The sequence below is a fragment of the Neobacillus jeddahensis genome, assembly GCF_000612625.1.
In the GTDB taxonomy this organism is placed as follows: domain Bacteria; phylum Bacillota; class Bacilli; order Bacillales; family Cytobacillaceae; genus Neobacillus; species Neobacillus jeddahensis.
In genome coordinates this window covers 156,629-178,632 of sequence record NZ_CCAS010000001.1, presented here as the reverse complement: position 1 = coordinate 178,632, position 22,004 = coordinate 156,629, and the positions used below count along the sequence as shown (strand labels likewise).

Annotated in this window: 22 protein-coding genes and 1 riboswitch; of the genes, 12 read left to right on the top strand and 10 right to left on the bottom strand. The window is 39.8% G+C overall.

Annotation, left to right across the window (positions count from 1 at the left end; translation table 11 throughout):
* Positions 1–72: 72 nt before the first annotated feature.
* Positions 73–2,778 carry an aconitate hydratase AcnA gene (gene acnA, locus TY15_RS00790; RefSeq protein WP_040208954.1) on the bottom strand — a complete coding sequence of 902 codons (2,706 nt, stop codon included), beginning with the start codon at positions 2,776–2,778 and terminating at the stop codon, positions 73–75.
* Between the two features lie 327 nt (positions 2,779–3,105).
* Here acnA and sspO point away from each other — a divergent pair, with 327 nt between their 5' ends.
* On the top strand, positions 3,106–3,258 hold the full coding sequence (sspO, locus tag TY15_RS00785; RefSeq protein ID WP_040208955.1) for a small acid-soluble spore protein O: 153 nt from the start codon (positions 3,106–3,108) through the stop codon (positions 3,256–3,258).
* Positions 3,259–3,328: 70 nt separating this feature from the next.
* Here the strand turns inward: sspO and TY15_RS00780 are convergent, their stop codons facing one another.
* On the bottom strand, positions 3,329–3,598 hold the full coding sequence (locus TY15_RS00780) for a hypothetical protein (RefSeq protein ID WP_040208956.1): 270 nt from the start codon (positions 3,596–3,598) through the stop codon (positions 3,329–3,331).
* Between the two features lie 114 nt (positions 3,599–3,712).
* Here TY15_RS00780 and TY15_RS23380 point away from each other — a divergent pair, with 114 nt between their 5' ends.
* Positions 3,713–3,850: a small acid-soluble spore protein P gene (locus tag TY15_RS23380; RefSeq protein ID WP_074432752.1), complete on the top strand. Its 138-nt coding sequence runs from the start codon at positions 3,713–3,715 to the stop codon at positions 3,848–3,850.
* A gap of 35 nt (positions 3,851–3,885) precedes the next feature.
* On the opposite strand, the gene selA is transcribed toward TY15_RS23380, so the two are convergent.
* A complete protein-coding gene (gene selA, locus TY15_RS00775; RefSeq protein ID WP_040208957.1) occupies positions 3,886–5,301 on the bottom strand; it encodes an L-seryl-tRNA(Sec) selenium transferase in 1,416 nt (471 codons plus the stop codon).
* Positions 5,302–5,481: 180 nt separating this feature from the next.
* On the opposite strand from selA, the gene TY15_RS00770 reads away from it, so the two are divergent.
* Positions 5,482–5,880: an Hsp20/alpha crystallin family protein gene (locus TY15_RS00770; RefSeq protein WP_040208958.1), complete on the top strand. Its 399-nt coding sequence runs from the start codon at positions 5,482–5,484 to the stop codon at positions 5,878–5,880.
* 95 nt (positions 5,881–5,975) lie between these two features.
* On the opposite strand, the gene TY15_RS25240 is transcribed toward TY15_RS00770, so the two are convergent.
* Positions 5,976–6,215: an Rdx family protein gene (locus TY15_RS25240; RefSeq protein ID WP_338036551.1), complete on the bottom strand. Its 240-nt coding sequence runs from the start codon at positions 6,213–6,215 to the stop codon at positions 5,976–5,978.
* A 127-nt stretch (positions 6,216–6,342) separates the two neighbouring features.
* Between TY15_RS25240 and selD the strand changes: the two genes are divergently transcribed.
* The gene (gene selD / locus TY15_RS00760; protein WP_392391330.1) at positions 6,343–7,416 is read left to right on the top strand and encodes a selenide, water dikinase SelD; all 1,074 of its coding nucleotides are present in this window, start codon (positions 6,343–6,345) and stop codon (positions 7,414–7,416) included.
* A gap of 213 nt (positions 7,417–7,629) precedes the next feature.
* Here the strand turns inward: selD and TY15_RS00755 are convergent, their stop codons facing one another.
* Both TY15_RS00755 and TY15_RS00750 read right to left on the bottom strand, forming a co-directional pair.
* The gene (locus TY15_RS00755; protein WP_040208961.1) at positions 7,630–8,574 is read right to left on the bottom strand and encodes an L-threonine 3-dehydrogenase; all 945 of its coding nucleotides are present in this window, start codon (positions 8,572–8,574) and stop codon (positions 7,630–7,632) included.
* Between the two features lie 87 nt (positions 8,575–8,661).
* Entirely contained in the window at positions 8,662–9,855 is a 1,194-nt protein-coding gene (locus TY15_RS00750; RefSeq protein WP_040208962.1) for a glycine C-acetyltransferase, read from the bottom strand.
* A gap of 475 nt (positions 9,856–10,330) precedes the next feature.
* Positions 10,331–10,432: riboswitch (purine riboswitch) on the top strand.
* 122 nt (positions 10,433–10,554) lie between these two features.
* On the opposite strand from TY15_RS00750, the gene TY15_RS00745 reads away from it, so the two are divergent.
* Complete coding sequence (locus tag TY15_RS00745) at positions 10,555–11,148, top strand: xanthine phosphoribosyltransferase (protein WP_040208963.1); 594 nt, start codon at positions 10,555–10,557, stop codon at positions 11,146–11,148.
* Positions 11,148–12,455 carry a nucleobase:cation symporter-2 family protein gene (locus TY15_RS00740; protein ID WP_040208964.1) on the top strand — a complete coding sequence of 436 codons (1,308 nt, stop codon included), beginning with the start codon at positions 11,148–11,150 and terminating at the stop codon, positions 12,453–12,455. The genes TY15_RS00745 and TY15_RS00740 overlap by 1 nt, the downstream gene beginning before the upstream one ends.
* A gap of 53 nt (positions 12,456–12,508) precedes the next feature.
* Here the strand turns inward: TY15_RS00740 and TY15_RS00735 are convergent, their stop codons facing one another.
* Both TY15_RS00735 and TY15_RS00730 read right to left on the bottom strand, forming a co-directional pair.
* The gene (locus tag TY15_RS00735; protein WP_040208965.1) at positions 12,509–12,712 is read right to left on the bottom strand and encodes a spore germination protein; all 204 of its coding nucleotides are present in this window, start codon (positions 12,710–12,712) and stop codon (positions 12,509–12,511) included.
* Positions 12,713–12,789: 77 nt separating this feature from the next.
* A complete protein-coding gene (locus TY15_RS00730; RefSeq protein WP_040208966.1) occupies positions 12,790–13,260 on the bottom strand; it encodes a hypothetical protein in 471 nt (156 codons plus the stop codon).
* 380 nt (positions 13,261–13,640) lie between these two features.
* Here TY15_RS00730 and TY15_RS00725 point away from each other — a divergent pair, with 380 nt between their 5' ends.
* From TY15_RS00725 to TY15_RS00700, 6 genes are all read left to right on the top strand, one after another.
* On the top strand, positions 13,641–14,543 hold the full coding sequence (locus TY15_RS00725; RefSeq protein WP_040208967.1) for a putative selenate ABC transporter substrate-binding protein: 903 nt from the start codon (positions 13,641–13,643) through the stop codon (positions 14,541–14,543).
* A gap of 14 nt (positions 14,544–14,557) precedes the next feature.
* Positions 14,558–15,313 carry a phosphonate ABC transporter ATP-binding protein gene (locus TY15_RS00720; RefSeq protein WP_040208968.1) on the top strand — a complete coding sequence of 252 codons (756 nt, stop codon included), beginning with the start codon at positions 14,558–14,560 and terminating at the stop codon, positions 15,311–15,313.
* The gene (locus TY15_RS00715; protein ID WP_040208969.1) at positions 15,313–16,947 is read left to right on the top strand and encodes a PhnE/PtxC family ABC transporter permease; all 1,635 of its coding nucleotides are present in this window, start codon (positions 15,313–15,315) and stop codon (positions 16,945–16,947) included. Before TY15_RS00720 ends, TY15_RS00715 begins: the two co-directional genes overlap by 1 nt.
* 209 nt (positions 16,948–17,156) lie before the next feature.
* Entirely contained in the window at positions 17,157–18,323 is a 1,167-nt protein-coding gene (locus TY15_RS00710; protein WP_040208970.1) for a tetracycline resistance MFS efflux pump, read from the top strand.
* A 67-nt stretch (positions 18,324–18,390) separates the two neighbouring features.
* Positions 18,391–18,723, top strand: coding sequence for a hypothetical protein (locus tag TY15_RS00705; RefSeq protein ID WP_040208972.1), 333 nt, complete (start codon positions 18,391–18,393; stop codon positions 18,721–18,723).
* 236 nt (positions 18,724–18,959) lie between these two features.
* Positions 18,960–19,586, top strand: a complete 627-nt coding sequence (locus TY15_RS00700; protein WP_040208973.1) for a metal-dependent hydrolase — start codon at positions 18,960–18,962, stop codon at positions 19,584–19,586.
* Positions 19,587–19,655: 69 nt separating this feature from the next.
* On the opposite strand, the gene TY15_RS00695 is transcribed toward TY15_RS00700, so the two are convergent.
* A complete protein-coding gene (locus TY15_RS00695; RefSeq protein ID WP_040208974.1) occupies positions 19,656–20,264 on the bottom strand; it encodes an alpha/beta hydrolase in 609 nt (202 codons plus the stop codon).
* Positions 20,265–20,404: 140 nt separating this feature from the next.
* Positions 20,405–21,883, bottom strand: a complete 1,479-nt coding sequence (locus TY15_RS00690; protein WP_392391329.1) for a SulP family inorganic anion transporter — start codon at positions 21,881–21,883, stop codon at positions 20,405–20,407.
* Positions 21,884–22,004: the final 121 nt, after the last annotated feature.

The following is a 22,004-nucleotide window of genomic DNA, read 5'->3' as shown; positions in this document are numbered from 1 at the left end:
TTTTATAGAGTTTTTTCATCACCATAAATGTAAAAAACCACCATGTCAACAAGGACATGATGGTTTAACTATTTATGCTTGTAATTTTTCACGAAGAACCATTTGTAAAATCCCACCATGACGGTAGTAATCAATTTCAACTTCAGAATCAAAGCGAACAAGTACTTCAAATTCTTTTTTGTTACCAGCCTCGTCAGTTGCCGTTACTTTTAGAAGATCACGAGGTCTAACGTTTTCGTCCACTTGTACATCAATTGTCTCTTTGCCGGTTAAGCCAAGTGTTTCCGCATTTTCGCCGTCTTTAAATTGAAGCGGCAACACGCCCATTAACACAAGGTTTGAACGGTGAATACGTTCAAAGCTTTCAGCAAGAACTGTTTTAATGCCAAGTAGGTTTGTTCCTTTGGCAGCCCAGTCACGTGAAGAGCCCATTCCGTAATCCTTACCAGCTATAACCATTAGGCCAGTACCGTCTTGTTTATACTGCATACAAGCATCATAGATAGAAGTCACTTCACCAGTTGGCCAGTAAGTAGTGAATCCACCTTCAGTTCCTGGTGCGATTTGGTTACGAATCCGAATGTTAGCGAATGTTCCACGCATCATTACTTCGTGGTTACCACGACGTGAACCGTAAGAGTTAAAGTCGCGGGGCTGAACACCTTTTTCTAATAAATACTTACCTGCTGGAGTGTTTTTTCCAATTGCTCCTGCTGGAGAAATATGGTCAGTTGTTACGGAATCACCAAACTTACCAACGACACGAAGTCCTGATAATGGTTCTACCTCTCCTGGTTCAGGTGATAAACCTTCAAAGAATGGCGGATTTGCAATATATGTTGAATTTTCATCCCAAGTATATAATGGTTCATTACTTGTTTTAATTTCATTCCAACGTTCGTTATCGCCAAACACATTCTCATATTCTCTGCGGAATAGTTCAGGAGTTACCGTACGTTTAACTACATCATTGACTTCAGAGGTGGATGGCCAGATATCTTTGAAGAATACATCATTACCATCTTTATCTTTACCAATTGCTTCAGAAGCGAAGTCGATGTTTACAGTACCAGCCAGTGCATAGGCAACAACTAATGGTGGTGAAGCCAGATAGTTTGCTTTTACAAGCGGGTGAATACGTCCTTCGAAGTTACGATTACCTGAAAGAACAGATGTAACGAGAAGATCATTTTCAGCAATTGTTTTTTCAATTTCTTCTTTTAATGGACCGGAGTTACCGATACATGTTGTACAACCATAACCTACAAGGTTGAAGCCGATTTGCTCTAAGAATGGAAGTAATCCAGAGTCACGAAGGTAACCTGTTACAACCTTTGAACCAGGGGCTAAAGAAGTTTTTACGAATTTTGGAACTTCCATTCCTAATTCAACTGCCTTCTTCGCAACTAGTCCAGCACCTACTAGAACGTAAGGGTTTGATGTGTTTGTACAGCTTGTGATCGATGCAATCGCAACGGCACCAGTTTTAATGGTTGTTTCGTCACCGTTGTTAAATTTAACAGCAGCCGATTTATCTAGCTCATCTGCTTGTAAGCCGAAGCCTTGGTTTCCTTGAGGTGCAGAAACCGCTTTAACGAATTCTTCTTTCATTTTTGAAAGTGGAATTAAATCTTGTGGACGTTTTGGACCAGAAAGATTCGCTTCGATTTCAGTTAGATCGATTTCGATGACATCTGTGTAAACAGGTTCTAAGGATGGATCAAAGAATAATCCGTTTGCCTTGCAGTATTCTTCCACAACTTTCACTTGTTCTTCTTCACGGCCGGTTAAACGCATATAAGCAAGTGATTCGTCATCAATTGGGAAGAATCCGCATGTTGCGCCATATTCAGGTGCCATGTTAGCGATCGTTGCACGGTCAGCTAGCGGTAAAGAAGACACACCAGGTCCGAAATATTCAACAAATTTACCAACCACACCATGTTTACGAAGAACTTGCGTTACTTTTAAGGCAAGATCTGTTGCTGTTGCACCATTTGGAAGTTCTCCGATTAGCTTCACGCCGATTACCTCTGGAACTGGGAAATAAGAAGGCTGACCGAGCATTCCTGCTTCTGCTTCAATTCCGCCAACGCCCCAGCCTAAAACGCCAAGACCATTTATCATAGTAGTATGGGAATCCGTTCCAACTAATGTATCAGGATAGGTTTCTAATTCTCCATCCGCATCTGCTACGTGAACTACATCTGCTAAGAACTCAAGGTTAACTTGGTGAACAATCCCTGTTGCTGGTGGAACGGCACGATAATTGTTAAATGATTTTTGTGCCCAACTTAAGAACTGATAACGCTCGGCATTGCGTTCAAATTCATAATCCATGTTGATTCTTAAAGAATCATTTGAGCCATAAGCATCAACTTGGACAGAGTGATCAATAACAAGATCAACCGTTTTCTCTGGATTAATTTTGTCTGGGTTACCGCCAAGGTCAGCCATTGCTTTTCGTAATGAAGCAAGGTCAACAACTGCAGGCACACCTGTGAAGTCTTGTAGGATTACGCGAGCTGGCTTGAATGGAACATCCACTTCTTTAAGCTCATTTGTTCCCCATTTTGCTAAGTTTTCAACATGCTCTTTTGTGATTACACGGCCATCATATTGGCGAAGTACTGATTCAAGTAATACCTTTACAGAATATGGCAAGTTCGATACCTTGCCTAGACCTGCTTCTTCTAGTGCGTTCAAGCGGTAATAGTGGTAGCGTTTACCGTTCGCTTCAAAAGAAGAACGCGCGTTAAATACATCATTTTTTACCATGTGTAAAAACCCCCTCATTCGTCATAATAATACAAAATTAACGAAAAGTCGAAAAGTTTGAATTTTCCCATCCCTGTTCACTTTTCTCACAATTCAATCTTAATACAACCGATTACATAAGTAAATAACAAGAAAGTTATTGTGGTTGATAAGTTTTTCTTATGTTTTTTATGTAATTTGTTCAGAATATTTCGCAAATCCCACTGTATTAAAGTGAATGTTGGAGATTGGGAAAGTACTGCTTTTCATAAATATTATCTCAAAAAACCAATAATTTGTCATTAATTCAGCAAAGGGGGAAATATTAAACTACAGGAGGTGATGGGAATGGTGAAACGAAAGTCTAATCATGTCATTCCGGGAATGAATGCTGCTAAGGGGCAAGGAAATGGAGCCGGTTTCAATGAGGAACTGGCCAGCGAACCAGAATTAACAGCAAAAGAGCGCATGAATAATAAAAAACGGAAGAAAAATCAGTAAAATCAAGAGCAATAGGTGCCAATATTGTTGGCGTAAATAGAAAAAGCAGGAGGATTCCCCCCTGCTTTTTCTATTCTGCTAGATTAACTTCGGTAACTATATTTTGCAAATCTTGTTGGAATCGTTCCAGTTGATCGCGCTGATGCTCTGAAGCAACCTCGAGGGCGTTCTCAATTTGCTGATAGGCTTCATTTACCTCATCCTTTAGATGCTTCAGTTGGTGGCCATAACTCGCACTATCACTTACAATCGTCTCAAAAAGACCTTGTGCATTCTCATAGCCTTGTTGTGCGGCTTGGAATGCTTGTTGTTTGTCCTTATTGTAAGGAAATTTATCCATAATTCTTCATTCACTCCTTCATTTTATTTACCGTTAAATTGCTCAGAACAGCAAAATTTATTCAGCATAAAAATACCTATTGGCTGCATCCTAAAATAGAGGAGGGATGAAAAAGTGAACAAAAATGATGGAAAAGATATGCGTAAAAACGCTCCAAAACAATCTGGGCAACCAGAGCCGTTAAGCGGTTCTAAAAAAGTAAAGAATCGTAACCACACAAGACAAAAGCACAATACACACCACGATATGTAATTTCGATAAATGGATCAAGCCGAATAACCCCTCTTTTAAGAGGGGTCCACAGTTACTATTGCGTCTAACAAGAAGCTTTCATCCTCGCTAGAAACTGTTCTGAGGTCAAGGACTACTTCATCCTTTTGAATGCGGGCGACGATGGCAGGCTGAGACTCTGTCCGTAATTTCCTAGCGAGCTGTTCCGCTGTAAATGAATCATGCTTCAAGGCAATCACCATGGACGGTAGCAATACATCAGGCATCGTGCCTCCACCCACTTGACTGGAATCCTCAAAAATAGTTGCCTGATAACGACTCGTCCTTTGTAACAAGTTTGTAACAAATGCCTTCGATCTTTCGTCTAATTCATCAAGAGACGCTAATAAATCACGAATTGTCGGAATCGTTCTCATTGCCTCTTCCCCACGGGCATAGTCGATTAACGTACCTTCTAGTGCGGCTAAGGTCATCTTATCTACCCGAACCACTCTTGCTAATTGGTGCTTTTTTAATTGATCAATGATATTCTTTTTCCCAGCAATAATTCCCGCCTGCGGTCCGCCGAGGAGCTTGTCACCACTGAAGGTAACGACATCTGCTCCCCATTCAATGACCTCTTTTACGATCGGCTCATCACCAATACCACGCTTTCTGAAGTCATATAAAGCACCACTGCCAAGATCTTCATAAAAAATGACATCCTCAACCCCACTAGTTAAGCGGATGAGTTCTCTCGTTTCCACCGATTTCGTGAACCCAATTACCTTAAAATTACTTGTATGAACCTTCATGACAATGCCGGTTTCAGGTGAGAATGCATTTTCGTAATCATACAAATGTGTCTTATTGGTTGTGCCTACCTCAACAAGCTTAGCACCACTTTCTTCCATAATGGAAGAAATTCGAAAGGATCCGCCAATTTCGACAAGCTGACCACGCGAAACAATCACCTCTTTATTTTTCGCAAGAGCCCTTAGAACCAAATAAACGGCAGCTGCATTGTTATTGACGACCATCGCCGCTTCAGCACCAGTAATTTCCTTCAACAGTGATTCTACATGGCTATGACGCGAACCACGCTGGCCTTCATTCAATTTATATTCGAGATTAGAATAATTCCGGGCTGTATCAACAACGTGTTGAATGGCATTTTCACTCAATCTAGCCCGTCCTAAATTCGTATGTAAAATGGTTCCAGTTGCATTCACTACTTTTTCAAGTGTATAGGCAAATTGTTGCTTCACTTTATTTTCTAAAATGGTAAACACATTTTCAATAAAGTGGTTTGTACCAGGCACTGCCCCAGACCATTGATCATGGAGAATGGTTTCCCTTATTTCCTCAAGAATAGCCTTTAATTGCTTCGTAAGTTGAGAGAGTGAAAGTTGACTCTCGTCTAAAAGATTGTGAAATTTCACATGATTTTGCAGTTCGTGGACTGCAGGTAATGAACGTAACCATTCCTTCACAATTAAGTACTCCTTCACTATTCCATTACTTGACCAAAGTGAGAATAACGTTGTTTTCAAGCAAAACCTTACCTCTTCACCATTATAAAAAAAGTTTGGCCAGTTTTTATTATTCTATTATACATTACAATCACCTTTTTAGTCTGTATGAATAAAATGAAACGAGCAAGGGGGATGAAAATGACTAAAAAGAAACCAAATCCAAATCAGGCCTGCGATTTTGCATTAGTGGAAAAATGGCTTGAAAACTATTTTCTGGATCCACTTACCTCATATTTTGACCAGACACAATTCCAAATCGATCTATATGAGACGGAAAACGAATGGATTGTGGAAGCGATTCTTAGTGACTTTGATGCATCAGAAATAAAGGTGTATATGGAAGATACGTCTTTACAAATATCGGCCCATAAATCCCCCCAATCCGCACAATCATACAAAAAATGTCGTTCGCTTGAATTCCCTTTTCTTATCATTAAACATGAAGTCCACGCACATTTTGCAAGTGGTATATTAGAGATTTTTATTTCAAAAACAGAAACAGGATTAGGAAAAAATCGATTCATTACCTTACCTTAAGTTCCCATTTTGGATTCATTTTTTTTGCATTAGTTTACATAATATAATTATCGACTATAGAAAACCCTCATATCCAACTGATATGAGGGTTCGTTCTATTTAGATGAAATAATCTCAATCATTTCATCAGTATCTGGAAACACGCCAGTTTCCAACTTAGAGTATATTTTTTCACCATTGACTGTCACTTCGAATGCCCCACCTGAACTAGGGATCAGTTCTAGTTTTTGTATGTCACGATAAAAATGGTTAAACAATTCTTCCGCGAAACTCGCGGCTTTTGGTGCATAATTTCATTGCATGCAGAATTCAACAGTTACTTGATAATTTTTCATGTTATCCTCCTAAATCAAGACTTTCTTATACCAAGATAGTAATTACTATTTTATCCGAATCCCTTTTCCACTGCAAATGTTCTGCACGATTAGTGCGGATTTAAAATGAAAGAGGTATACTATTATAATGGAGGTGAACATATTGAGTGAACAAGATAAAATTCGCCTAACCTCTTTATCCACAAAAGCTGGTTGAGGCTGCAAAATTGGTCCAGAGGACCTGGCGCAAGTTTTGCGTCAATTACCTAAACAAGAACCTGTCCCTGAATTGTTGGTCGGACTTGACACCTCTGACGATGCGGGGGTTTATAAATTAACAGACTCGATTGCCCTGATTCAGACGGTAGACTATTTTACCCCCATCGTGGATGATCCCTATATGTTCGGACAAATAACAGCAGCAAATGCACTTAGCGATGTTTATGCCATGGGCGGCCAGCCGAAAACAGTTATGAATATAGTCGGATTTCCCATTAAAAAGCTTGGGGCTGAAATACTTAGCGATATTTTGCGCGGTGCAGCTGATAAAGTGAAGGAAGCTGGTGCCATTACTGTCGGCGGTCATTCCATCGATGATCAAGAGCCCAAATTTGGTCTTTCAGTAACAGGAATTGTTCATCCTGAAAAAGTATGGAAAAACGTTGGCGCCCAACCAGGTGACGTTCTCGTCCTAACTAAACCGATTGGGGTCGGTATCTTAACAACTGGGATTAAAAGAAGTGTGGTAACTTTAGAACAAGAACAGATTGTCACTGAAACAATGGCGATGTTAAATAAGACAGCGGCAGAAGTGTTAATGGAGTATCGGCCACATGCAGTAACAGATGTTACCGGATTTGGCTTATTGGGACATGGAAGTGAAATGGCTCGTGGTAGTAAAGTGAGCTTTGAAATCTTTTATCAACAAGTCCCCATCTTAGAAGGAACAGTCGAATTAGCTAAAAATGGCGTTGTTCCAGGAGGATCTAAATCCAATCACAAGTGGATTAGTGATGATGTAGTATACGAAGGTATTCCTGATGAAGAACAACTTATTCTCTGCGATGCTATTACCTCTGGTGGCCTGCTTGTATCCATGAATGAAGAGGATGCGATAAGATATGTGGATCAGCTCCGCGCAAAAGGAGTCGTTCACGCAGCCATAGTTGGTCGAGTAGTTGAGAAACAAGAGAAATATATTTATGTAAAAAGGCAGCAGTGAAGCATAACGCTTCGCTGTTTTTTTAGTATTATCCTTTATTTGGCAAAAAATCCGATGATGCTAAAAAATGATCCAAAATCGTGTTGAAAAATGAGCCGATTCCTATTAAAAATGATCCAATAATGCTAAAAAAATAGCCATAACCTTCAAAATATGCGCCCATTCAACATAACGATAAAAAATCCCGATCTAATTGACCGGGATTTTAACGTATTATAATTTCTTGCGTAGCTTTTCAAGCATGTCTACTGTCATTTTATCTAAATTGTACTCGTATTTGAAACCCCATTCGTCCTTTGCTGCAGTAGCATCAATGGAATTCGGCCAGCTATCGGCAATTTTTTGACGGTCTGGATCCACTGCATATGAAATCTCAAAGCCAGGCAGATAGTTGGCAATACTTGCCGCGATTTCTTCAGGAGCAAAGCTCATCGCTGTAACATTAAAGGAATTCCGGTGCTGTAATCTTGATGCATCTGCTTCCATTAAGTCAACAATCGCGTTTAGCGCATCAGGCATATACATCATATCCATGTAGGTTCCCTTGTCAATATAGGAGGTGTATTTTCCCTTTTTAATGGCTTCATAATAGATTTCCACAGCATAATCGGTGGTGCCACCGCCTGGAAGAGCGACATAGGAGATTAAGCCTGGGAAACGCAATCCGCGTGTATCGACACCAAATTTATGAAAATAGTAATCCGCTAGCAGTTCGCCTGCAACCTTGTTTACCCCATACATCGTCGATGGACGCATAATCGTATCCTGTGGGGTAAGATCTTTTGGTGTAGTTGGACCAAATGCGCCGATGGAACTAGGAGTGAAAAATTGTGCCTTTACCTCCCTTGCTGTTTCAAGGGCATTCATTAGTCCACCCATATTTAAATTCCAAGCAAAGACAGGCTTTGCTTCTGCTGTAGCCGATAAGAGAGCCGCTAAATGCATCACCGTATCAACATTGTACTTTTTTGCTGTCTCAAGCATTCTAGTACCATCGGTAACATCAACCGTCTCAAAAGGACCACTTTGGGCGGCTTCACTATCATTTTTTTTGATATCTGTCGCGATCACATTGTCTGCGCCATAAATATCTCTCAATCTTAACGTTAATTCTGAACCAATTTGCCCTAAGGCCCCTGTGATTAAAATACGCTTCATCGTTGTTTCTCCGTCCTCTTCACTTATGCTGAGTGTTTCTATATTCCTTATTCATACGTCACCCGAATGGGTAAAGTGTCGCGACACTTAGTTAATAACGCCCATTTCTTGACCGACTTTTTTATAAATGGCAATCGCTTGATCAAGCATTTCTTTTGTATGGGCTGCTGTAGGCATATTGCGGACACGTCCTGTTCCTTGTGGTACTGTTGGGAACACAATCGCCTTCGCATAGACGCCTTCTTCATTTAGTCTTCTGCTAAATTGTTGTGTAAGTGTTTCATCACCGATGATACATGGAGTTATCGGCGTTTCACTGTTCCCGATATTAAAGCCTAGTTCCTTCAAGCCTTTTTTAAGGTAATTGCCGTTGTCCCATAACTTTTGGTTTAGTTCTGTACTTTCCATTAATATTTCAATCGACCGTTTACTTGCTGCCACATCAGCAGGAGTTAATGAAGTCGAAAAAAGGAAAGGACGACTGCGAACCTTTAACCAGTCAATCAGATTTTTCTTGCCAGCCACATATCCGCCAACTACCCCAATTGCCTTAGATAATGTGCCGATTTGAAAATCAATTTTATCTGAAAGGCCAAAATGCTTGACTGTTCCAGCACCGTCCCCCAGCACACCTGAACCATGGGCATCATCTACATAGGTAATGAGATCAAACTCCTCGGCAATTTTTACGATTTCAGGTAGTAAAGCGACATCTCCATCCATAGAAAAAACTCCGTCAGTAATGACCATAATTTTATTATAAAGACCAGATTCTTTTGCTTCTTTTGCCTTTGCACGTAAATCCGCCATATCGGAGTGATTCACACGGATAATCTTCGCTTTAGAAAGGCGGCAGCCATCAATAATCGAGGCATGGTTTAATTCATCTGAAAGGATTGCATCGTTTTTATCCATAACGGCTGAAATGGCGGCCATGTTACAATTAAAACCAGATTGGTAGGCAATTGCTGCCTCAGTGTGCTTAAATTCCGCTAATTTTTCTTCTAATTCCACATGAAGTTTTAAGGTTCCATTAATTGTCCGAACAGCACCCGCTCCGACACCATACTTTTCAATTGCATCTGAAGCCGCTTTTTTTAAGCGTTCGTCTGTTGCTAAACCTAAATAATTGTTTGAAGAAAGATTAATCAGTTCTTTTTCGTTAATAGTGATCACAGGTCCATTCGGACTTTCGAGTGGATCGATGACATTATATAAACCTTTCCCTTTTAATTCATCAAGATTTTCATTTAAAAATTGCTCTAAAATATGGCTGGACACATTTATTCCCCCTTAGTTTACAAATCGATTAGTTATTTACAAAAAAAACAATTGTCCTCCTCAAGAAGACACTCTGTGTTTATCAAATGGTGGTATGTAAGGTTTTCTAAACTATACTTTATCATATTTTTTCAATTTTGTTCACTACAAACGGACATTTTTTTATTCCTTTTTAGTGTACCCTGGTTCGTTTCAACATATTTCGAAATTTTTCTATTCCCGCAGTACGGAAATGCTTATTTTTTACAGAAGTTGAATTTAGTATGTTGTTGTTCTCTCTTTTTGAATCTTCGAAAATATAAAACTCCTTTCAAAAACTAGCGAAACTGAATGACTATTTAATCCTTGTTTGCCCCCGTCCTATACATATTGGATACACTTTCAAAAGACGAATGAAATTTCCTTTACAACATCAATTATTCGTTATTACATCAAAAAAAGGATTGAACTCCTTTTTTTCCATGTTATAATGTGAGTAAATTCATACGGTTTCACTCATATAATAGCGGGGATATGGCCCGCGAGTTTCTACCAGATTGCCATTAACAATCTGACTATGAGTGGGTAATGAGATTTTGCAACTTTTTGACTTGCACTTTCTTTTCCATTTGGACATGAAGCCCAAAGGTCATTGCCTCACTCTATTATTGATGTGAGCAATGACCTTTGGGCTTTTTTTATTAAGGAGGATATTCGCATATGAGATTGCTAGAGGAAAAAATCAAGACTGACGGAACGATTATTTCAGATCAAGTTTTAAAAGTAGATTCATTTTTAAATCACCAAATTGATCCCGTTCTTATGAAGGAAATTGGTAAGGAGTTTGCGTTACGCTTTGCAAATGAAGGGGTTACAAAGATTGTTACGATTGAATCTTCAGGAATTGCCCCTGCTGTAATGGCGGGCTTATATATGGACATTCCAGTAGTTTTTGCTAGAAAAAGAAAATCCTTAACACTTATTGATGATTTACTAACAGCATCTGTTCATTCGTTTACAAAAAATGAAACCAATGAAATCTCCATCTCCAAAAAGTACATTACTGAAGAGGATCGCATCCTGATTATCGATGATTTCCTAGCAAATGGCCAGGCTGCTCTCGGGTTAGTCGACATTGTTCAACAAAGTGGTGCCGCGGTAATCGGAATTGGAATTGTCATAGAAAAATCATTCCAACAAGGTGCAGAAATACTAGCCTCACAAGGAATCCGCGTTGAATCATTAGCAAGGATCGCCTCGTTAGCAGAAGGCAAGGTTGAGTTTCTAAATGAAAAAGTGGAGGAATTAATCTAATGAAACAGCATCCCTTAAAAACAGCTTCATTAAGTATTCAGCACGTCCTAGCGATGTATGCAGGAGCGGTCATCGTTCCACTCATCATTGGTGGCGCACTTCATTTCTCTGGTAAGCAATTAGCTTATTTAGTTTCACTTGACATTCTGACTAGTGGGATCGCCACTTTATTACAAGTTTGGCAAAATCGTTACTTCGGAATTGGATTGCCGATTGTCCTTGGCTGTACATTTACTGCCGTTGGACCGATTATTGCCATCGGTGGTCAGTATGGACTTTCTGCCATTTATGGTTCGATTTTGATTTCTGGATTGATCGTTATGGTGATTGCCAAATTCTTTGGAAAACTAATACGCTTCTTCCCTCCCGTTGTGACTGGATCTGTTGTAACTATTATTGGAACAACGCTCATTCCTGTCGCCATGAATAATGTAGCCGGTGGTGAAGGTAGCCCTGACTTTGGTTCCGTATCGAACATTGCCCTTGCGTTTGGAACGTTATTATTCATTATTATTCTTTATCGATTCTTTAAAGGATTTATCCGTTCGATTTCAATCTTATTAGGGTTAGTTGCCGGGACATTTGCCGCTGCCTTAATGGGGAAAGTGAATTTTTCCGCAGTTGGGGACGCTTCTTGGTTCCATCTAGTCACACCATTACACTTTGCGGTTCCTTCCTTTGAACTTGCACCAATTATCACGATGACGATTGTTGCGATTGTCAGTCTTGTAGAATCTTCTGGCGTTTATTTTGCACTTAGTGACATTACAGGTCGGAAATTAACGGAAGCGGATTTAGTGAAAGGCTATCGTGCTGAAGGGTTAGCCAGTGTGATCGGTGCATTATTTAATTCATTTCCCTATACGACCTTTTCGCAAAATGTCGGTCTCGTGCAATTTTCAGGCGTTAAAGGTAAAAATGTAATTTATACTATGGCGGGCATCTTGATTTTCCTTGGTTTTGTGCCGAAAATTGCCGCTTTAACGACGGTAATTCCTACGGCGGTTCTCGGTGGTGCCATGATTGCCATGTTCGGAATGGTGATTGCAGCCGGAATCAAAATGCTCAGCAAGGTAGATTTTTCTTTACAGGAAAATCTGTTGATTATTGCTTGCTCAGTTGGCGTTGGCTTAGGTGTGACCACTGTCCCAACCTTATTTGATCAATTGCCAGAAAGCATTAAAATTCTAACCAATAGTGGAATTGTAGCGGGGAGCCTAACAGCGATCTTCTTAAATGTCATCTTTAATGTAGCCAAGCCGATCAAACAGCAAAAAGGTTCAGCTAAACAACAATCAGTAGCGTAAAGCGAAAATATGAAAACAAAAGACGATACCGTTTCATTGGTATCGTCTTCCTTTTAATCAGTTGAACTATTACCCCCATTAAAAACATCAAGTAAACCTGAAACATTATCTGAACTAAGACCAGATGACTCCCCATCTGACCCGGAACCAGTTGACGTTTTGGTAATGGAGATTGGAGAAATGCAAAAGGCTCCTCCAAAGTTGACAATCCCTCCGGAAATGGTGCCAATGGTAATCCCTTCACGATTAACAGTCAATCAAACCACCCCTTTCCCCTTATGACTATTATATGTACAAGCATGGCAGCTTGGTTCAAGAAATATTTGTCTTCACTTCATCGAGCGCAGGCCTCTTTTTCCAATTTACAAATCCATTTATAATATCCTAGCAAAATAAGCAATAAAATCGGATCAAGAAAGACAGCATGCCAAATTGTCCACCAACCATAATGAAAATAGCCCCATGGGGCAGGTAATAAAGTCACCATCTCGTAAAGAACAATCATAACCGTAAAAACGGTAATATATAGAACCTTTTTAATCAGCTTCCCATTGTATGGAAACCAATTTAGATAAATGATATTAACAGCAGGGACTAAGAAGGCATGTGGAAGAATCCCGGCCCAGTCAATCTCTTTATCAAAATACCAATAACCATGAAATTTAAATTCAACAAAAATGTCAAATATCAATTGAAACGCGATAGTAAAAGTCCAAATATGTACAATTTGATTAGACGATAGTATTTTATTTTTCTTAAAAGCAAATATGTTAAATAAGAAAATAGCAATCAACAGTCCAATCATGTAATACGCCCTTTTTTACTTTTACTTTACCCCAAAAATAAGGAAATCTATACATAAAAACTGACTCCTTATTCCGTCAACCTTCAATTTCATAAGCTTTTCTTGTTTCCATAGTAGGCATGTTTACAAATTAAAGATTGGGTAACAAAGGTTTGGAATGTTGAAGAATGGTCACAACAGACTGTATAATAGTAAACTTTTTTGCCCCTGTTTAATAAGCAGGGGCAAATTTATTAGATAATGAACTATATCATTAACTAATAAAATTTTTTTATGATGATCATTTAAAAAAATTATGGAAATTTGGTGAAATTCGTTGCAAATTATGTCGAGTCCTGTAAAATTACACTGTACATAAATCTTACCTGGAGTGATTGATTTTGAAAAAATGGTTTTCTGTTCTACTACTTACTATGCTTGTCTTTTCATTAGCGGCATGCGGCAGCCAAAAAGATGAAAAAACAAGTGAAGGAAATAAAGAAACAAAGACAAATGAAGTATTTAAAATCGGTGCCATTCCTGATCAAAATGCCGCTGATCTTGATAAAGGAATGACAGCTGTCGCAAAATACCTTAGCGAAAAGACGGGATTGAAGGTGGAGTTTGTCCCATCCGTTGACTATGCAGCGCTGGTAACAGGTTTCCAACGTGGGGAAATCCATATGGCCTGGTTTGGCGGTTTAACGAGCGTTCAAGCTAGAAATCTTGTCCCAGATGCAGAATCGATTGTCCAACGACCACGTGATGCTGAATTTCATTCCGTGTTTATCACCCAAGCACAAGAAAATATTAACAAGCTTGAGGATTTAAAAGGCAAGTCTTTTACATTTGGAAGTGAGAGCTCTACGTCTGGACATTTAATGCCTCGTTACTTCTTAACGGAAGCAGGGATTGATCCAAACAAAGACTTTGATGGGAAACCAAACTTCTCAGGTTCTCATGACACTACTTACAAATTAGTAGAATCTGGTGCCTTTAAAGCTGGAGCACTAAATGAAGCTGTATGGGAAGCCGCTGTGAAGGAAGGAAAAGTCGATACCAATAAAGTAAAAGTATTTTACACTACTCCTGCTTACTTCGACTATAACTGGACGATTAATAGCAATGTCGAAAAGGTCTTTGGTACAGGAACGAAGAAGAAAGTGAAAGATGCCCTTCTCTCCATTACTGGCGACCAAAAGGAAATTGCCGACTTATTCCAAACCGATTCCTTTGTCGAAACGAATAATGATAATTACCAAAAGATTGAAAAGGTAGCAAAAGAACTAGAGATTATTAAGTAGTAGGTGTTCTAGATATGTCTTCAAAAATTATGGTTGAAGCAAACAAATTAACAAAACATTTTGAGCGGAAGATAGCCCTATCTTCCCTTTCTTTTTCCATTCAGCAAGGGGAATTAGTGGCCTTAATTGGTCCAAGCGGGGCTGGTAAGACCACTTTGCTTAATTCCATTGCAGGATTGGTTCCACTCACTAGTGGAGAACTTCTCATTGATGGTCAGCCCCTTTCTGCCTATAAAAAAGGTAAGGTCTTCGCAAAAAAAATGGGTGTCATTCGCCAGCAATTTGATCTTATTGGTCCATTGGCAGTCATCCATAACGTTTTAGCTGGAAAGCTTTCGGATTGGGGCATGATAAAATCCCTCATATCCTTACTTATTCCACAAGAAAAGACCCTGGCAATTCAAGCATTAGAACGAGTTGGACTAAATGGAAAAGCATATGAAATCACCTCTAATCTTTCAGGTGGCGAACAGCAACGGGTAGCCATGGCGCGCCTAATGGTGCAAAATCCTGAAATAATCCTGGCTGATGAACCTGTGGCCTCCCTCGATCCTGCCAGAGCGGATGATATTCTAGCTATGCTAACCAACATCGTTAAAGAAAAAAAACAGACGTTAATCACAAGCTTACACTCCGTAGACTACGCCAAAAAATATTTCACAAGAATTATCTCGATGCGAAACGGGGAGGTTTTCTTTGATCTTCCAACCGAAGAAGTGACGGATGACCTGTTAGCTGAACTGTACCATCTTAAGAATGGTGAACGCTGATGAAAGCAGGCAATGTTTTTCGGTTGCATAACCGACTCATCCTCAGTCTGATTTTGATTGCTGTCTTTGTTTGGAGTCTCTTTTCTATCAAATGGAATGCTGATTTGGTTCATTCCGGCGGGATTCCGACCCTGTTGCAGATCGTTGAAGGTCTTTTCCATCCTGATTTGTCTGCTGATGTGCTATACCTTGGTTTTAAGTCAGCTTGGATTACGCTGGCCTACGCGGTTGCTGGGATGTTTCTTGCCATTATTTATGCATTGATCGTTGGGACCCTCGCATCTGGAGTGTTGACTTCCAATAAAGCAACTAGAATCTTATCGAAGGTAATTTTTAGGGGAATACTTGGATTTACTCGATCGATTCATGAATTAATTTGGGCTTGGTTGTTTGTTGCAGCAGTTGGTCTCTCTCCATATGCGGCGATTTTCGCGTTAGCCATTCCGTATGGCGGTATCCTTGGGAGAATTTTTGCTGATATGCTAAATGATGTATCAGAGGAGCCGATAAAAGCCTTAAAAACTGCCGGTGCAAATAAATGGCAAACCCTTATTTACGGGTATATACCCATCATTTGGGCTGATATGATCAGTTATACGATGTATCGATTTGAATGTGCGATCCGTTCCTCCGCTATTATGAGTTTTATTGGTCTTGGGGGTCTTGGTTACCAAATTCAATTATCCCTCCAGGATTTAAAATACGATCGGGTTTGGGCATTCGTCTTTTTCCTCATCGTACTGGTAGTTTTCGTTGATAGTTGGAGTAATTTGGTGCGAAAGAGAATTACTGAACGAAAAAAGCGTGGTGTGATGAACACGGGTTGGAATTCTGTGATCTTCGCCTTTTTCCTTATTCTTGCTTCCTGGATTTATATCAAACTTGGGGAAAATGCACAGTTTATCGAGTTACTTTCTCATAAAAATATCGAAGCAGCAAAAAGATTTTTTAGTGGACTTATAGGATTACAGAGTGATCAGCCCGCCTTTCTTGACGCGGATAGTTGGTCTGATGCACTAAAACTTACCCTGGAAACGCTGGAAATGAGTATGATGGCGATTGGTTTTGCAACGATTGCCGCCTTTCTTACCGTTGTCCCTGCTGTCAGAAGCATTGCGAATGGAACATTAACCGGATCTTCTAAATGGTACAATTGGATCCTTTATGGAATGGTCAGGATCGGCTACATTTTTTCCCGCTCTGTTCCAGAACTTGTTTGGGCGATGATGATCATTTTTATTTTCAAGCCTGGTCTTTTACCTGGTGCTATCGCATTGGCCCTTCACAATTTCGGAATACTTGGAAAGTTATGGGCTGAAGTGATCGAAGACATGGACGCCCGCCCGATTCGAAATTTAGCAATGGCTGGTGCCTCCCAAATAGAAATCTTTTTTTATGGCATTCTCCCCACCGTCTTACCAAGGTTCCTCACCTATATCCTTTACCGATGGGAAGTAATTATGAGGACAACGATTGTGGTAGGTTTTGTTGGCGCTGGTGGACTCGGTATGGATTTTAAGCTAGCGATGAGTTTTTTCAATTATACACAAATTACTTTGTTACTCTTATGCTATATGATTCTCGTCATTATAGCCGATTTTGCTTCGGAAAGTACGCGGAAAGCCGTAAAATAAGAAAACGAATTTCAAGCCGCATTTTCAAATGGAAATGTGGCTTTTATTTGGATGGGCAATCTGTACTTTTCATTTCAAAAATGGCATACGATCGAACTTGAAAGAAAGAAATGAAGGGAAAGGCTTGTTTTGGACCAACCATTTCCTATATCCTATAATAGGAAAGAAAACGTTGACAATATATTGAACATCTTGGGAGTGAGAATCCGTTGCAAACAAAGAAAGCCTTACCGATTTTATTTGTAGTGATGTTTTTAGTTATGGTGGGATTCGGGATCATCATTCCAGTTTTACCTTTTTATGCGGAGGAAATTGGGGCAACTCCGACAGAACTTGGAATGCTTATGGCGGTTTATTCGCTCATGCAGCTCCTATTTGCGCCAATATGGGGACAGGTTTCTGATCGTATTGGACGAAAACCAGTGATGATGATCGGCATCGCAGGCCTTGCCCTTTCCTTCTTGATTCAGGCCATCTCCACCGAACTTTGGATGCTGTTTGTGGCCAGAATTCTTGGGGGGATGTTATCTGCCGCCAATATGCCTACAGCTATGGCCTATGTTGCCGATATCACGACAGAGGAAAATCGCGGTAAAGGCATGGGAATTGTTGGAGCTGCCACAGGACTAGGATTTGTATTCGGTCCAGCAATCGGGGGGATTTTTTCGAAAATCAGTTTAAATATGCCGTTTTTTCTTGCAAGTGGATCGTCCTTTCTAACCTTGTTTCTTGTCTTTCTTTTATTGAAGGAATCAAAACAAGCTCATTCCCAGTCTGCTAAGGAAAAACCATCCTTTTGGCAAGCGTTTACTAGTGCATCATCGCTTTTGTTTTTTATCCAATTTTTAATTTCCTTATCACTTTCCGGCTTAGAGGCTACATTTGCCTACTTTGCAGCCAAAAAGGCCGGCTTAGATTCCATTCAACTAGGCTATATTTTTATGATCATGGGCTTTGGAAGTGCCATCGTTCAGGGTGGTTTAGTTGGTAAACTGACCAAGAAATACGGAGAAAGTAAGGTCATACAAGGCGGGATGATTGTTTCTGCAATTGGTTTTTCCTTAATCTTACTCGTACATAATTTTGCAACAGCTGCGATTTATTTAACAATCTTTGGATTAGGGAACGGCGTCATACGCCCAAGTGTTTCCTCCATTCTTACCAAAACCTCCATAGCAGGACATGGCAGTTCAACCGGGCTGTTGTCCTCGTTTGATTCATTAGGACGGATTATTGGTCCACCCCTTGGTGGCTGGTTATTTTCCTTAGCGATCGGGCTCCCTTATATCTCTGGAGTGGTCATTACCGTTGTTGCATTCGTCTTATTACTTTTTTTTCGGCCACAGTTCAGTTCGGCAAAATTAACAAACCAATAGGCATATGTTGAATGGACATGCATAAAATGATTTACGAGGATTCTATTGCGAAAAGGAGCCCTGGTAAATGAAACTAAAAACGATTACATTTGTTGCTTTCCTTTTGGTTTGTTTAGGGTTTGCAGCCTATCTAGACTCACCGTACTCATTTTTGAACGTGAACTATTCGTATACGGCCGATCAACCTGTCATTGCTGAACCTGCTAGCCTTGAGCCATCAACCGATGTCCCTGTGTTGGAAGAAAAATTAGAGAAAAGTGAACGGGTAGATGGCTATATCGTGGAAACGTATGAGGAATACGAGATATATAAGGACATAGATGGGAACGTGATCAAGAGTGAACCAACGGGAAAAACCGATACACTTAAGTACTGGGACTACAGCAATAAAGACCGTTAACTTTTTTAGCGGTCTTTTCTTTTTAGATGTGGATTTATTTCAAGTCTGATAATCCCGATTCTAATTGTTTTTATTATTGCCCTCACCTCTCTTCTTCTCTATTTACTAAAAAAATAAATCTTTCATTTAAAAACATTATCAATTGCCTATAAACAGAACGGATGTTTTGGTGTAAAATGTATAAAGCGTGGAGTTTTGTTAAAAACCACAGCATTTAGTTAGAGGAGTATGAACAATTGAACGGTACAGCACATGCAGCATTGGGAGCAGCAACAGGATTTATTGTTGCCAACACCTATCATCATTCAGCCTCTACTACCCTACTATTTGTGGGATTAGGTGGCCTTTCAGGCTTAGTCCCCGATTTGGACATTGATGGGAAGCTACGGGAGAAAATCACGCTATCCCATAAGATCATTCAGGCAGCTGCCCTGTTAATCGGTATATTGATGATCTTTTATAGCTTTTACGAGGGATCCGCAAAAGAGAAATGGATTGGTGCGGGAATTGGTTTGGGAATGATCATTCTATCTTCCCTCATCAAGCAAAACCATATGTTAACCATCACAGGAATCGGAATAATAATGGGTGGCTACTCCCTATCAGAAATTTGGCTGATTCTGCTTGGAGTTTATATTTTTATAGCTTCTTTCGTCGCCCATCGAAGCTATACCCATTCCATTTTAGGGGTTATTTTTTTTGGAATAATCGCTTCAAGACTTGAATTGTCAATCGGAATTGATGGAGTTTTCTATGCCTGCTTGGCAGGATACATCAGTCATTTAATTGCAGATCTTAAATTTTTACCGTTTAATAAACGGGGAATAAAGCTGTTTTTACCGGTTTCCTCAAAAGAGCTATAAGTTTTCTATGATAAATAGAAACTGATAAACATCAAAGAGCCAATCGACGATGCGATTGACTCTTTGTGTTTATTTAAAAATTTGCTTATACCACTCGGCAGCGGCATCTACTTCCGCAAAGGTTAATTGATGACCATTATGCTCCCAATGAATTTTCACCTTTGCATTTGCGCTTTCTAACATAGACTGTAATTCAGCAGATTCCATGGGGGAACAAATGGGATCATTTGTCCCAGCGCCAATAAAAACGGACTTCCCAGATAAATCAGGTAGGTCGATTCCTTTCCTAGGTACCATTGGATGGTGAAGAATAGCTCCCTTGATGGCCTGTTGATAATGGAATAATAAACTTGCTGCAATATTTGCCCCATTCGAGTAACCAATGGCTACGATATGATCTCGATCAAACTGATATCTTTCTGCTGCTTCATCAAGAAATTCATTTAACTCCTTCGTTCGGAAAATAAGGTCCTCGATATCAAATACGCCTTCCGCTAATCTCCGAAAGAAACGCGGCATGCCATTTTCTAACACATTTCCCCGCACACTTAACACAGATGCCTTATCTTCAATTTTTCCTGCAAGTGGCAGTAAATCTAATTCATTTCCACCTGTACCATGTAGCAAAAGTAAAGTGGGTCTTGTAGAATCTGTCCCTTTATTGAAAATATGTTTCATCTTTTATCACCTTTCTGAAGCCTGGCAAAAATTTATTTATCTCGAAAGTATTTATCTTGAATATGAGATAATCTTAATACAAAATTTATTTCATGTCAATAAAAAAACACGCTTAAATGACAGCGTGCTTTCCTCTTATCTTAATGACTTGCAACCTTATTCAGGTTCCCTGGCTTATTATGCACGGCGATTTTATCCATCAATTTAATACTTTCTGAGTTTAAACCCTTAAGATTTACCTTCACTCCATTTTGATGGTACTTAATGACTACTTTATCAATCGCACCAACTGCGGAATCATCCCAAAGATGGGCAGTGGATAAATCAATGTCAACTTCATCGACTTTTTCTTTATAGTCAAAAATATTTACAAAATCGGTTACAGAGGCAAAGAAAAGTTGACCAGTCACGTGATAGATCTTCTTATGCGACCCTGGTGCAGAAAGACTGGTCACTTTTACCTTTGAAATCTTCGAGGCAAAGAATATGGCACTTAAAATAACCCCAACTAAAACCCCAATTGATAAATTATCCGTCATTACAACAGTAATAACAGTCACAACCATAACTAAAGAATCGGTTACAGGTGCCTTCTTAAAAGAGGTTAAGCAAGTCCAATCAAATGTCCCAATTGATACCATAAACATGACACCGACTAGGGCTGCCATGGGAATCTGTACGAGGAATCCTTTAAAAACGACAATAAGGGTCATTAAAAACGCACCTGCTACGAGCGTTGATAAACGGCCTCGCCCGCCAGACTTGACATTGATGACTGATTGACCAATCATCGCACAGCCAGCCATACCACCAAACAGACCTGAAACGATATTAGCAATCCCCTGACCGCGTGCTTCCTTGTTTTTATCACTTTCGGTATCCGTCATATCATCAACAATTGAGGCAGTTAATAATGTTTCTACTAGACCAACAACTGCAATAGATAGAGAATAGGGAAAAATGATTTGCAATGTCTCAAAGTTAACGGGGATATCTGGTAGTAAAAATACTGGCAATTTGGAAGTTAATTCACCCATATCGCCAATTGTTCGAACATCACTACCAGTAAAAATGGCGATGGCGGTCATCACTATAATTGCAACCAATGGAGATGGAATTGCCTTCGTAAAACGAGGCAGAATATAAATAATGGCCAGCGCACCTGCAACCATAGCATACATTTGCCATGATTCACCAACAAAATGTGGCAATTGCGCCGAAAAAATGAGAATAGCTAAGGCATTCACAAATCCTGTCATTACGGAACGGGGAACAAATTTCATTAAACGTCCTAGCTTTAACGCGCCCATTATGATTTGGATGACTCCTGTTAAAATCGTCGCTGCCAGTAAATATTGCAGCCCATGATCCTTCACTAACGAAGTCATTAATAGTGCAGTTGCCCCTGTAGCGGCTGAGATCATTCCTGGTCGTCCACCAACAAATGCAATTGTCACGGCAATACAAAAGGATGCATATAAACCGATCATTGGTTCAACACCCGCAATGATGGAAAAAGCAATCGCTTCTGGAATTAAAGCGAGTGCCACCACAATTCCGGCTAATATATCCCCTCTAATATTTCCAAACCAAGCTAGTTTCATTTTACTTAAATTCAAACGTAGCACCTCTCCTATCATCCTATTTTCTATAAGTGACTTCCAACTCTCATGAAAGTCGGGTCCGTTGTGAACAAACCATAGTATAATAGATTATGACAGATTTGTGAAACCTAAAGAA